The following is a 13,645-nucleotide window of genomic DNA, read 5'->3' on the forward strand; positions in this document are numbered from 1 at the left end:
ATGGAGCCGGTGGTAGCGGTTACGATATCGTTGGTGATGTTTGTGCCCGCGGTCAGGGTAATGTCGCCAGTAGAACTGCTGACAGTGACATTCGTATTGCTGTTATCAATGGCGGTATAAGCCCCCATAGTAACGCCCGTGCCTGCAGTAACGTTGGCATCGTTTTGGATATCTGCACCCGTCGAGGTCATGTCGATGGTGGTGCCAGCTTTGACAACACCTACGTTATTGATTTTGCCTGCGGCATCCTGGTCAATGGCGCCAGTAGTGGCTGTAACAGTGGAACTGTTGGTAATGGTTGAGCCAGCATCCTGGTCAATACCAGTGGCTTGTACAGCGCCCGTATTGGTCAGGGTGGTATGTGCATCCTGGGTAAGGGTTGTACCAGCCGTGACGGTAGTATCATTTTTGATATCCGCACCGGTAGAGGTCATCTTAACGGTGGTTTTACCATCAACAGCAGCCTCGTTCCACAGCTTGCCTCCAGCTTTCTGTTCAATGGCACCTTTAGAAGCTGTGACAGCTTTCACGTTGGTCAGGGTCGTACCAGCAGTTTCCGTTACGTTCAAACCTGCGCTGACAATGTCGGAGTTGGAAATAGCGCCAGCAGAACCGTTCGTGGCACTCATGCTTACAGAGCTATTATCGCCAATAGCCTGAACCGCACCGTTATTGGTGATGCCATTATTGGTTGCGGTCATGGACACGGAACCAGCATTAGCCGTAACAGCGTCGTTGGTGATGCTGGTTCCGGCGGTCAGGGTAATGTCGCCGCTTGTACTGCTAACGACGAGGCTGCTATTGCTGTTGTCAATGGCCGTGCCAGCATTCATGGTGATACCCGTGCCTGCAGTAACGTTGGCATCGTTCTGGATATCCGCACTTGTGGAGGTCATTTCGACAGTGGTTCCAGCTTGAACGGTGTTTTTATTCCAAATTTTGCTGACCGCATCCTGATCAACTTTACCGTTCGTTGCCTTTACGGTAGAATCATTGGTCAGGGTTGTTTTGGCGTTTTGGATAACGTTGGTTCCCGCAGAAACAGCACCGGTATTTTCGATACTGCCGTTCCCTTTGGTCGCCGTATCCATGGAGATGGAGCCGGTGGTAGCGGTTACGATATCGTTGGTGATGTTTGTGCCCGCGGTCAGGGTAATGTCGCCAGTAGAACTGCTGACGGTAACATTCCCACCATTGTTATTATCAATAGCTGCACCGGCATTCATGGTGATGCCACTGGCTGCAGTAACGTTGGCATCGTTCTGGATGCCCGCACTGGTGGAAGTCATGCCGATGGTGGTTCCAGCGTCAACTGTACCTACGTTGTGGATTGCACCTGACGAGTCTTGCGTAATTGCCCCTGTTGTTGCCTTAATAGTCGAATTATTGGTAATGCTGGTAACAGCATCCTGATCAATACCAGTGGCTTGGACAGCGCCCGTATTGGTCAGGGTGGTATGTGCATCCTGGGTAAGGGTTGTACCGGCCGTGACGGTAGTATCATTTTGGATTTCCGCACCGGTAGAGGTCATCTTAACGGTGGTTCCAGCGCTGACAGCTTTCTCGTTCCACAGCTTGCCTCCAGCTTTCTGTTCAATGGCACCAGCAGTTGCCGTAACAGCACCTGTGTTGGTCAGGGTGGTTTTTGCATTCTGGGTAATGTTCGTCCCTGCGGTCACAGCACCGGTATTTTCGATGCTGCCAGTACCGTTGGTTGCCGTATCCATAGATACAGCGCCGCCTGCATTAACAATATCATTTTTGATGTCTGTACCGGCAGTCAGACTGATGCCGCCGCTGGTGCTGCTGACGGTGAGGTTGCTATTGCTGTTGTCAATGGCAGTGGAAGCCCCCATAGTAATGCCCGTGCCTGCAGTAACGTTAGCATCGTTCTGGATATCTGCACCCGTCGAGGTCATGTCGATGGTGGTTCCAGCTTGAACGGCTACCTTGTTCCACAGCTTGCCACCAGCATCTTGATCAATAGCGCCTTTAGAAGCCGTGACGGCGCCTGTATTGGTCAGGGTGGTACCAGCAGTTTCCGTTACGTCCTTGCCTGCGCTGACAATGCCGGAGTTGGAGATGGCACCGCTAACATTATTGGTGGCGGTCATGCTTATAGAGCTGGAATCACCAATAGCCTTAACATCGCCATTATTGGTGATACCTGCATTGGTTGCAGTCATGGAAACGGAGCCAGCATTACCCATAACGGCAGCATTAGAGATAGATGTGCCGGCGGTCATGGTAACGCTTGTACCAGCGCTGACGGCTTCGGAGTTGGAGATGGCGCCAGCAGAACCGTTCGTGGCGCTCATGCTTACAGAGCTATTATCGCCAATAGCCTGAACTGCACCGTTATTGGTGATGCCATTATTGGTTGCGGTCATGGACACGGAACCAGCATTAGCCGTAACAGCGTCGTTGGTGATGCTGGTTCCGGCGGTCAGGGTAATGTCGCCGCTTGTACTGCTAACGACGAGGCTGCTATTGCTGTTGTCAATGGCTGTGTCAGCAGTCATGGTAATGCCATTGCCTGCTGTAACATTTGCATTGTTTGTAATAGCGCCAGCAGAACTATCCTTAGCAGTCAGGTTTACTGTGCTGGAAGTACCAAGAGCCTGAAGAGCACCATTATTGGTAATATTGCCCTTATTGGCAGTCATGGACACAGAGCCAGCAGATGCCGTAACAGCATCGTTGGTGATGCTGGTGCCTGCGGTTAGGCTGATGCCGCCCTTTGCACTGCTGACAAGAAGACTATTATTGCTGTTGTCAATGGTCGTGCCAGCAGTCATGGTAATGCCATTACCTGCCGTAACGTTGGCATCATTTTGGATGGCGCCAGCAGAAGTGTTCGTGGCACTCATGCTTACAGAGCTGGATTCACCTGTTGCCGTAACAGCGCCAGTATTGGTGATGCCGTTATTCGTTGCCGTCATGGCAATGGCGCCGCCAGTAGCCTCAACGGTAGAACCGTTGGAAATGCTGTTGCCTGCTTCCATGGTGATGCCAGTGGCAGCTTTGACGGCTGCGCTGTTGGTCAGGGTGGTTTTGGCTTTTTCCGTTAAAGTCCCGCCTGCCGTCACAGCGCCGGTATTTTCGATAGTGGTGCCGTTGTTTGTTACCGTATCCATAGATACAGCGCCACCTGCATTAACAATATCATTTTTGATATTTGTTCCGGCGGTCAGACTGATGCCGCCGCTTTTGCTGCTGACGGTAATCGGACTGTCATTGCTGTTATCAATAGCCGTCTTGGCAGACATGGTGATAGTACCTGTGCCTGCAGTAACGTTGGCATCATTCTGGATATCTGCATCGGTGGAAGTCATATCGATGGTGGTGCCAGCTTGAACGGTGTTTTTATTCCAGATTTTGCCGACCGCATCCTGGTCAACTTTACCGTTCTTTGCCTCGAGGGTGGAATTATTGGTCAGGGAAGTTTTTGCGTTTTGGGTAATGTTCGTCCCTGCATAAACAGCACCGGTGTTTGTAATGGTAGTGCCGTTATCGCTGTTTGCCGTATCCATGGTGATAGAGCCGGCGTTGGCGGTAACCGTATCATTGGTGAGGTACGTGCCAGCGGTGAGGCTGATGTCGCCCGTTGTACTGCTGACGGTAATATCACCTTCTGTGCTATTGTCAAGGGAAGTTCCAGCGGTCATGGTAATACCGTTGCCCGCGGTGACATTATTTTTGTTGAGGATATAGCCGTTAGAAGTGTTCTCCGCCGTCATAACTATGGAGCCCGTACCGGCTTCTACAGTGGAGTCGTTCCGAACACCATTGCCGCTGGAGGTCATTTCTATGCCGACTCCAGCGCTGACAGCAGCTTTATTCCACAGCATGCTTCCAGCTTCCTGATCAAGGGAACCAGCTGTTGCCGTGACGGCACCTGTATTCTGCAGGACGGTACCGGCAGTTTCCGTTACGTCCTTGCCTGCTTTGACAATGTCCGCGTTAGAGATAGAACCATTATCAGTATTTTTGGCGGTCATGCTTACAGAACTGGACTCACCTTTTGCTTCTACAGCGCCGCTGTTTTCGATGCTCGCCTTCGTTGCAGTCATGGACACAGAACCGGCATTAGCCGTGACAGCAGCATTTTTGATTTTTGTGCCTGCCTCTATGGTAACGCTTGAACCTGCGCTGACGGCATCTTTGTTTTCAATAGCACCGCTCGTTTCGTTCGTGGCACTCATAGTTACAGAACTGGAAGCACCTTTTGCCGTAACAGCGCCAGTATTGGTGATGCCGTTATTCGTTGCCGTCATGCCGATAGAGCCGCCAGTAGCCTCAACGGTAGAACCGTTGGAAATGCTGTTGCCTGCTTCCATGGTAATGCCGGTAGCTGCTTTGACGGCTGCGCTGTTGGTCAGGGTGGTTTTGGCTTTTTCCGTTAACGTTGTTCCTGCGGTCACAGCGCCGGTATTTTCGATACTGCCACTTCCATTGCTTGTATCCATGGAGATGGCACCGTTGGTAGCGGTTACGGCATCGTTGATGATGCTGGTGCCAGCGGTCAGGGTAATGTTGCCACCAGAACTGCTGATCGTTATATCGCCGCCTGTGCTGTTATCAATAGCCGTGCCGGCATTCATGGTGATGGCACTGGCTGCACTGACGTTGGCATTGTTGGTGATGGTGCCCGTAGAATTCATGGACACGGACCCGCCAGCGGTAACGGCTTCATTATTAGTGATAGAATTGGCAGCGGAAAGGATAATGTCCCCGGTGGTGGATAGGGTGACGGTTGTGTTATTTTCTCCTAAAGTAACACTGCCCCCGGCCAGGGTTACGTTGCTGGCGCTAATAGTACCCAAAACAGAAATGGTAGTAGAAGAACCACTCAGAGGAACGGTGCCGCTGGTCAGAGTGCTTACATCAGCGGAATCGTTCGTTGTGAAATTAGTTTTCAGGGTTCCATATTCAGCATCTGTAGGCGCAATAACATACAGGGATCCGGCGTTAATGGCGCCGTTAGCGCCCACGGCCATGCCGTTAGGGCTCAGGAAGAACAGGTTGCCGCCATTCTGGCCACCTAGACCACCTTGGATAGCGTTGACTGTACCGTTGATGCTGATTTGAGCGTCAACGAAGTTCAACAGATTGGCAACGTCTGCACCTTCTTGGGTTGTTCTAAAATACAGATTGGCGATATCGTTTTCACCCAGGGAAAATTGAGAAAATTGGTTGATGGCGTTACTGCCCTTGATCTGCTGGGCGTAGATGTTAAACGTATTGTCAGCGCCTGCTTCATACGTGTGTCCACCGCCGCTGCCATCTGTAATGGTAGATACTGCTTCTACGTCCTTAACCCCCGTGAAAAATCCTGCGGTGGCTATGGACAGTAAGACCTGCAGCGCCAGGCGGCCTGTGGACCGTTGCTGACTGCTGTGGTGTTTGTTATGCTTTTTACTGCTCATATTCAGGCCTCCTTAAAAAGCGCTGTTGAAGGAAAAGTGAATCCGGGTCCGGCTTTGGTTCTCGCTGTTGATGGTGCGGATCAGGGGGAAAGCCAGGGCGGTATTCAGGGACATATGGGGGTTGATTTCCCATTTGATGCCTGCGCCGGCGCCCATGAGGTTCCGGTCGCCGTAAGCGCTGTCGCCCCAGATGTGGCCGCCGTCCAGGAAGACGTAGCCTTTGACTTTCCGTTTCGTATCCATGGGCATGGTGTATTCCACGCTGCCGGAGAAGCCGCTGTCGCCGGCGATGAGGCTTTCTTTGTAGCCTCGGACACTGTACATACCGCCCAGGTAGTACATTTCGGCGGAGGGCAGGTACTGGGTGCTGGAAACCTGGCCGTCCAGGCGTACCAGCCATTCCTGGCCGTGTTTGATATGACGCTGGTACAGACCGTTAAATTCGAAAATGCCGAAATCGCGGGTCTTGTTATAGAGGTTTTCGTACCGGCCGAAGCGGTAGCCGTACTTCTGGTACATTACGTAGGAGGTACCGTAGTTCAGCTGGTCGTAATAGCCCATCACGGTATCCAGAGTATCGTTGGCCCAGCGGATCCGGTTGCGGTAGTTGGTACCCAGATCGGTTTGGGACCGCTGGTGACCGTATTCCAGGCCCCATTCGGATTTGTAGTTTTCGGTGGTTTCGATGGGGTTTACCAGGAAGCCGGTGAACAAATAGGAGTGGCCTTTGACGCCCAGGGCTTCAAAGGGGCCGTCGGTAATGTGCACGCTGTTGGTGGTGTAGCTGACCCCGGCCCGGGTGCCCCGGGTATTGACGGGGGTATTGTAGCTGGCGGCCACGGCTTTGGTGCCCTGGGAACGGAGTGTGCTGATAAAGAGGTGGTCCCGGTTGCCCAGCAGGTTCCGATCCTGCCAGTACATGCCGACCCGGTATTCGCCGCTGGTTTTGTTGCCGGCGTCATCGACAAAGACTCCGGTGACCTGGTCCTGGGGCTCCCGGACGGCGATGACGTAGTCGGTGGTGCCGGGCTCTTTGCCGGCCTTGAGGATGATGTGGAGCTGGGCGTCGTTGGTGGCGTTAAAGCGGAGGATATCTTTGTTCAGCTGGTTCATATTCTGGATTTCCCCAGGCTGGATATGCAGCCGATCCCGAATATAGCCTTTCCTGGTGGTTTTGCGCCCGGAAAATTCCAGTTCTCCGTTTTTGCCTTCATACAGGTCGATTTTCACATGGCCCTGGTGTATGGTCTGGGGGGCCAGGTAGGCTCTGCAGGTCATATACCCTTTTTCCTGGTAGAGTTTGTTGATTTTGCCTACCAGGGCGTACAGGTCATTGATGCTGATTTCTTTGCCTTTGTACTCCTGTATAATGGTCTGGAGCTCTTCAGGCTTCAGGACCTGGGAGGCTGGGATTTCTACTTCAGACAGCACGAAACGGACAGCGTCTGCTTCTCTTTTTTCGGAAGCTGCTGTCCCTTCTACGGTATTCTTTTCCCAGCCCTCTTGTATCTTGCGGGCTATGTTCTGGCGTTCCAGGTATTCTCTGGTGCGATTGAGCTGTGCCCCGGAATCGGTATTCCCCGCCGGCCTTGCGGCGTCGTTGGCTGCCGCCTGGGCCAGTGGGATCGGTATGCTGCTCCCCAGAGCTAGTGCAAGCAGCAAACGGGTAAGAAGCAACTTATCTTTCATAAGAATCTCCCCTTCTCCACTAAACTTTCCTCTTTTCTTCCATCTGGTGTTCCTCGTTAGTTAGGTGAATAGGAATTTTTCTGAATATTCAGTTTACGTTTTTGTGCATAACTAAGTATTCCCGTCATTTCCTATATATAATTTTATTTAACTATCATTGATAGTTAACTTTTATAAACAGTATAGCATTTAAAAAATAAAAAACAATTATACGAAAGTATACTCTTTTGCAGTTTTGTACCAGTTATTTTTGACAGTATTGTCAAAAATAACTGGTGTGTAGGAAAAACTATGTAGTAAAATCGGGTTGGTGCGGTCAGCGAACCTGAAGTGTGCTGGTGCCGGGAATCCCCGCTCAGTCAGCCACTAAAGTGGCTGACAGCTCCCCCCAGCGGTTCGCGGCTCGCTGCGCAGCTGCGTCCTACGGACTTGCTTTGCAGGCCGCTATCGCATGGGCCTTATTGACCAAACAGCCTCTGGGATATTTTGGGGGATGTTTGGATGCGGCCGCATAAAGGTAGGAGCCTTTAAATGGTCGTGCGGTCCACGGGAATGAGAGGTGACCGGGCCCGAAAAGCGGGCAGGAACATATGCCCCTATTGGCACCTGCGGTGCCATTTTCCCCCCAAAGGGGAAACGCTTGTCCCCTTTTGGTGCTAGTGCGGCGAGAATGGTAGCTCAACGAGGTCAAAGTTTCCAACGTAATTACTTTTTGCTGCAGAAAACTCTGTACCGGATTTTTGGTCGATATTCTCAACGGGTGTAGTGCAGGTATCCTACTTTTGAACCCCATCCCGGCCACGCTCTTGCCCTTGAATAGCGTGACCACCCTTCCCCTTTTCCTGTTCGCATAGCGCAGGACCTCTCCGGGTCCACGCTTTTTATTTTTTTGCGTGGACCCACCTCCCCTTTGGGGCGCATTCGCCAAGGTTTTCAAGTACTGACAAAGTCAGCATTGAAAGCCCTTGGATGCGCCTGCCAATGAGGAGGCTTTAAGTGGAAGGCAGACGCGGCGCTAGCGCCGCGAAAGACCGTGTAAACTTCCTCCGTCAGCCCCCTTTCCACCACCCGGTGGGCGGTTCCCCTTCCCCGTAAACGTGGAAGGTAATGGCTGACACCTACCACAGCGGTTCGCCGTGTTCCATTCGCCATCGCCTTACAGGCTTGGCTCCTGGACGGCTATCGCATGGGCCTTATTAACCAAACATCCTCTGGGATATTTTGGGGGATGTTTGGATGCGGCCGCAACGCTTGTGGCAGGCTTTCTTCCCCACTACTGGTCATCTTTATGTCAGCACTTTAGATTTTACTTGGCCAGTGGTGGACTGGTAAGCTTCCTTCAAGCGTGAAGGAAGTGTCGCCATGGGCGACGATAGAAGTTTATTCACATATAGCGGCCCTTGGCCGCAAAAGGAGCACTCTCCGTCTTATAACCCTCAACATTTATGGGGAGGGTGTCGCACAACGTGCGACGGGAAGGGCGGGCGCCACCTGCGCCCGCCCGCGCGCGAGGTCAGTTTCTAGAGAAAATTCACAATTATAATATACATTATCCTGCTTAACTACCCCCACATTGTTCTCAAAAATAAATGACTTTAGAAACGTGGTAGTGCAGGTTTGTTGACTTCCTTCAAGAGTGAAAGAGGTGGCGCCGGGAGGCGGCGATGAAAGTTCCAATAATATTGAAATAGCAATATAATTATATTTTTTAGCATAAAATATGACTTTAAACTTCCTCCGTCAGCCTTTGGCTGACACCTACCACAGTGGTTCGCTGCTAGCCAGTCATTTTCGCCCTACGGGATCAATTCCTGGGCAGCTATCACATGGGTCGCGTGTACCAAACAGCTTCTGGAATACCTGTAACGCTGTTTGGACGCGACCGCAACGCTTGCAGAAGGCTTTCAGGCCACTACTGGTCAATTGTTAATCGTTACTATAGCGTCACCACTACATTCACTATCAAAAACACTTACAGAACCGGCCAGCACGTCCTCTGCCCTCCCCGCCTACCAGGAAGGGGAGGGACGGGCCATACCATGCATTCAAGGGCCCGGGTGGGGAAGGTTCCTTTTGCGGCGCTGGCGCCGCCCATATATTCTAAAAAAACACCGCTCCCCCATTCTCCCCCCTCTCCCCTACAAAAAAAATCACCTGCTCCAAGGGAACAGGTGATTTTTATCCATATTTCGTTCTAGCGGCGCTGCTTTCCGTACATCTTTATTTTGCTTTTTCAAAATAGGCGGCGACTTTTTTCAAGTCTTCTATAATGGGCAGGTGCTGGGGGCAGACTTTTTCGCACTGGCCGCAGGCGACACAGTCGCTGGCCTTGCCGAAGGTTTTGGTGAGGCGGTCGTAATATTCGCCGTGGGGGGTCCAGGTTTTGCTGGTGACTTCTTGTTTATCGGCGTTGTACAGGGAGAAGTATTTGGGGATGGCGATGTGTTTGGGGCAGCCGGGGGCGCAATAGGAGCAGCCGGTGCAGGGGATTTCGATGCTGGCGTTGATGGTCTTGACGGCTTCTTTCACGATGGCCAGTTCTTCCTGGGTCAGGGGCTGGAAGTTTTCCATATAGCCGGTGTTGTCCAGGAGCTGTTCCATATTGCTCATGCCGCTGAGGACGATTTTGACGTTGGGCAGGGAGGCTGCAAAGCGGACGGCCCAGGAGGGTACGGACATATCGGGGTGGTAGGCTTTGAAGGCTTCAGTGACTTTATCAGGGACGTTGGCCAGGGTGCCGCCTTTGACGGGTTCCATGACGATCACGGGTTTGCCGTGTTTGACGGCGACTTCATAGCATTTCCGGGACTGGACGCCTTCGCTGTCCCAATCCAGGTAGTTCAGCTGGAGCTGGACGAATTCCATTTCGGGGTGGGCGGTGAGGACTTTGTCCAGGACGTCGGCGTTGTCGTGGAAGGAGAAGCCCATGTGTTTCACCAGGCCCTGGCGTTTCTTTTCGGCCAGCCAGTTGAAGCAGTCCAGTTTGGTATAGATTTCGTAATGGTCCACGCCCATGTCGTGGAGCAGGTAGTAATCAAAGTAGCCGGCGCCGGTTTTCCGCAGTTGTTCCTGGAAGACTTTGTCCCGGTCTTCTTTGGTTTTTATAAAGCCGGCATGGAGCTTGGTGGCCAGGGTGAAGCTTTCCCGGGGGTAGCGGTTCACCAGGACTTCTTTGGCGGCTTCTTCGCTTTTGAAGTTGCAATACATCCAGGCCGTGTCGTAGTATGTAAAGCCTCGTTCCATAAATACATCCACCATTTTTTTGGTGGTTTCCAGGTCGATGCTGCCGGCATCGTTGGGATCGAGCAGCGGCAGGCGCATAAGGCCAAAGCCGAGTTTTTTCTTGCTGGTAAAGATGTCTTCCATAGTTATTTCTCCCCTTTTACGGCCTTGAGCAGGAACACCAGGTTCTGCCCCAGGTTTTTCATATTGGCCATGCCTTCGGCGTCCTGGCGGACGTCGCCGGGCAGTTGGCCGTAAACCATATTCCAGTAGGTGGAGCCTACTACAAACATTTCGTGATTCAGGAAAAAGTGGTTCATGGTATCCACGGCTTCCAGGGCGCCGCCCCGCCGGGCTGCTGCCACTGAGGCGCCGATTTTATGGGTCATGAGGCCGGGGTTCATGTCGGCCACTACGGCGCTGCGCTCCAGAAAGGCCTGCATATTGGCGCTGACGTTGGCGGAGTACACGGGGGAGCCCAGGACGAGGGCGTCTGCCTGGGTGACTTTGGCGAAGATTTCCTGGAACTGGTCGTGATGGTGCACGCAGTTCCGTTTGCCGCCACAGGCCCAGCAGGCTTTGCAGGGTTCGATGATGGTGCCGCCGAATTGGATCAGTTCGGTCTCCAGGCCGGCTGCCCGGCACTCCTCCAGTACTGTATTCAGCAAAATCGCTGTGTTGCCGTCTCTCCGGGCGCTGCCATTGATTGCGATTACTTTCATTGTAATACTCCCCTTTCTGTGTTCTGCTGCGATTGCCTGCCTTGGCACGGGCCGGGCAGGTGTTGTGGGTGTGCGGTCAACAAGGGTCTTGCAAAAGACCGCGTTACTTCTATTTTACATGGTTGAAAAGAGAAAGAAAATAGGGTGGAGGGAAAAATGGTAGGCTTTTTTGGGTCGTGCGGTCGGCGAACCTGAAGTGATGTGGTGCCGGGAATCCTGGTTTTGAACTCCATCCGCCGGTGATTCCACCGGCACCTTCCTCTTCTCCTGTTCGCATAGCGAACAGGTAAGTGGAAGGCAATGCGGCGCTAGCGCCGCGAAAACCGAGTTAAACTTCCTCCGTCAGCCTTCGGCTGACACCTCCTTCACTTTTGAAGGCGGCTTCCAAGCTACTACTGGTCAATTGTTAATCGTTACCATAGACGTTATCACTACATTCACTATCAAAAACACCTGCAGAACCGGTCAGCACGTCCTCTGCCCTCCCCGCCTACCAGGAAGGGGAGGGACGGGCCATACCATGCATTCAAGGGCCCGGGGTGGGGAAGGCTCCTTCTGCGGCGCTGGCGCCGCTATAGCAGAACAGGTCCTGACCTTATTTGGGGGCAGGACCTGTTCTGCCTTATATTCTATCTTGATTCCTCAACAACTTGAAGCCTGTTTTTAGGCTTCAAGTTGTTGGACGTTATCCCCTTCCACCATTGCCGCAGCTTATAGTGATTCGATTTCCCCTGACCGCACGCAAAAGTGGTCCTCTTTTGCCAATTTAACTGTGAGAGTGCTCCTTCTGCGGCCAAGGGCCGCCTATTTATTCTCAAAAACACTTCTCCAATTTTTACAAAAAACTGGAGTACGTTCTCTGCTTCCGTTATTACTGCTGCTTATCTTGATTTCATTCCCTCGTCTGCTTTCAAAAGTGGTCCACTTCTGCCAATTTAGCTGTGGAGGTTCCTTCCGCTTCCTGCCGCAGCTGCTCTCCTCCATTCTCCTTTTCTTTCCAACATACAAAAGACATACTGCTCAGTTCCTGTTTCTGGGCAGTATGTCTTTTCCATTCTCTTTTTCTAGAAATATCTTCTGTCGTTGTCTGCGGGGCGGAGGTTATTGCGGGGCTGGCCAAAGGCGGCGGGTCTGCGGGCTTTGAGGGCTCTCAGGGTTTCGGCGTCTTTCAAAAAGTGGGCCAGGTTCTGGCCGAGTTTTTTCAGGTTTCCCATGCCTTCTACGTCCATTCTGACGTCGCCGGGCAGTTGTCCATAGACGACGTTCCAATGGGCGGAGCCTACGATATACATTTCGTGGTCCAGGAAGAAGTGGTTCATGATGTCGATGGTCTGGAGGGCGCCGCCTCGTCTGGCGGCGGCTACGGCGGCTCCGATTTTATGGTTGAACAGGCCGGGGTTCATATCGGCTACCATGGCGGAGCGTTCCAAAAAGGCCTGCATGTTGGCGCTGACGTTGGCGGCGTAGGCGGGGGATCCCAGCAGGATGCCGTCGGCTTTGGTCATTTTGGTGAATACGTCCTGGAACTGGTCGTGGTGGTGGACGCAGTTGCCTTTGCCTCCGCAGGCCCAGCAGGCTTTGCAGGGTTCGATGATGCTGCCTCCGAATTGGATCAGTTCGGTGTCGATGCCGGCTTTCCGGCATTCTTCCAGTACGGTGTTTAGTAATATGGCTGTGTTGCCATCTCGTCTTGCGCTCCCATTAATTGCTAACACTTTCATTTTCCCCATCCCCTTTATCTGTGTGGTCACAGCCTATCGGCACCTGTTAGCTATGCAGATAGTATGGTGATTTCTTTTTTGTTGTAAAGAACTAATAACTTCTATTGCTTGATAGTTTATTTTATTCTACATGAGATGAAAAATTCCTGTTTTTTTCTTAAAAACATTTTAAATTTTTTTGGAAAAAATTATTTATACAAAGGGTTCTCTTTACGCTGCAAAAAAGGGGGGTGTGAAAAAATGAAACTTCTATCGTCGTTCGTTCCTTATTGCCTTCAACATTTGAGAGTCGCATCCGGTCGTCCAGTGCAATGTAATAATGGAGGACCGGCTAATGCGACCTCTGTGATAGCATTCCAAGAAGCAAGCTCGTAGAGCGAAGCTGATTGGTACAATGCGAACCACTATGGGGAAGGTGCCGCACAATGTGCGGCGGAAAGGGGCGGCGACACTTCCTGAGCGGTTCGCCGTACTCCAGTCAGTTTCGCCCACAGGGCTCACTTCCTGGACGGCTATCGCATGGGCCTTATTAACCAAACAGCCTCTTGCAGAATTTGTTGGGCTGTTTGGATGCGGCCGCAATGCTTGCAGGAAGCGGTCCAGACCTCTACTGGTCAAGTGACAGAGAAGGGTAGTGCTAGTATTTACATACCGTAATTCCATCTCAAAACCCGTTTAGCACACGACCAATATGGGCCTAAGACCGGCCCCTGAGCGGTTCGCTGCTAGCCAGTCATTTTCGCCTTACAGGCTCAATTCCTGGGCAGCTATCGCATGGGCCTTATTGACCAAACAGCCATTTGCAGAATTTGTCGGGCTGTTTGGATGCGGCCGCAAAGCGTTGGAGGGGCTGTCAGTCCGC

Annotated in this window: 5 protein-coding genes (1 of these 5 running past the window's edge); all 5 read right to left on the reverse strand. The window is 52.2% G+C overall.

The genetic code is table 11. The annotated features are described in order from the left end of the window. Window positions 1-5,429, reverse strand: partial view of a hypothetical protein gene (locus DW089_RS06700; protein ID WP_118286966.1) — the start only. Its footprint begins 23,485 nt before the window's first position; 5,429 of the gene's 28,914 nt are visible here — the first part of the coding sequence; the start codon lies at window positions 5,427-5,429; the stop codon falls past the left edge of the window. A 12-nt stretch (window positions 5,430-5,441) separates the two neighbouring features. Further along, window positions 5,442-7,118 carry a ShlB/FhaC/HecB family hemolysin secretion/activation protein gene (locus tag DW089_RS06705; RefSeq protein WP_118286967.1) on the reverse strand — a complete coding sequence of 559 codons (1,677 nt, stop codon included), beginning with the start codon at window positions 7,116-7,118 and terminating at the stop codon, window positions 5,442-5,444. A 2,220-nt stretch (window positions 7,119-9,338) separates the two neighbouring features. After that, window positions 9,339-10,484, reverse strand: coding sequence for an aldo/keto reductase (locus DW089_RS06710; protein ID WP_118286968.1), 1,146 nt, complete (start codon window positions 10,482-10,484; stop codon window positions 9,339-9,341). A gap of 2 nt (window positions 10,485-10,486) precedes the next feature. Next, complete coding sequence (locus DW089_RS06715; RefSeq protein ID WP_118286969.1) at window positions 10,487-11,062, reverse strand: flavodoxin family protein; 576 nt, start codon at window positions 11,060-11,062, stop codon at window positions 10,487-10,489. Window positions 11,063-12,126: 1,064 nt separating this feature from the next. After that, on the reverse strand, window positions 12,127-12,783 hold the full coding sequence (locus DW089_RS06720) for a flavodoxin family protein (protein WP_118286970.1): 657 nt from the start codon (window positions 12,781-12,783) through the stop codon (window positions 12,127-12,129). Between the last annotated feature and the right edge of the window lie 862 nt (window positions 12,784-13,645).

Source organism: Acidaminococcus sp. AM05-11 (genome assembly GCF_003472805.1).
GTDB lineage: Bacteria > Bacillota > Negativicutes > Acidaminococcales > Acidaminococcaceae > Acidaminococcus > Acidaminococcus hominis.

Coding starts and splice junctions, on each gene's coding strand:
- DW089_RS06705 (WP_118286967.1), bottom strand. CDS start 7,118: ATGAAAGATAAGTTGCTTCTTACCCGTTTGCTGCTTGCACTAGCTCTG.
- DW089_RS06710 (WP_118286968.1), bottom strand. CDS start 10,484: ATGGAAGACATCTTTACCAGCAAGAAAAAACTCGGCTTTGGCCTTATG.
- DW089_RS06715 (WP_118286969.1), bottom strand. CDS start 11,062: ATGAAAGTAATCGCAATCAATGGCAGCGCCCGGAGAGACGGCAACACA.
- DW089_RS06720 (WP_118286970.1), bottom strand. CDS start 12,783: ATGAAAGTGTTAGCAATTAATGGGAGCGCAAGACGAGATGGCAACACA.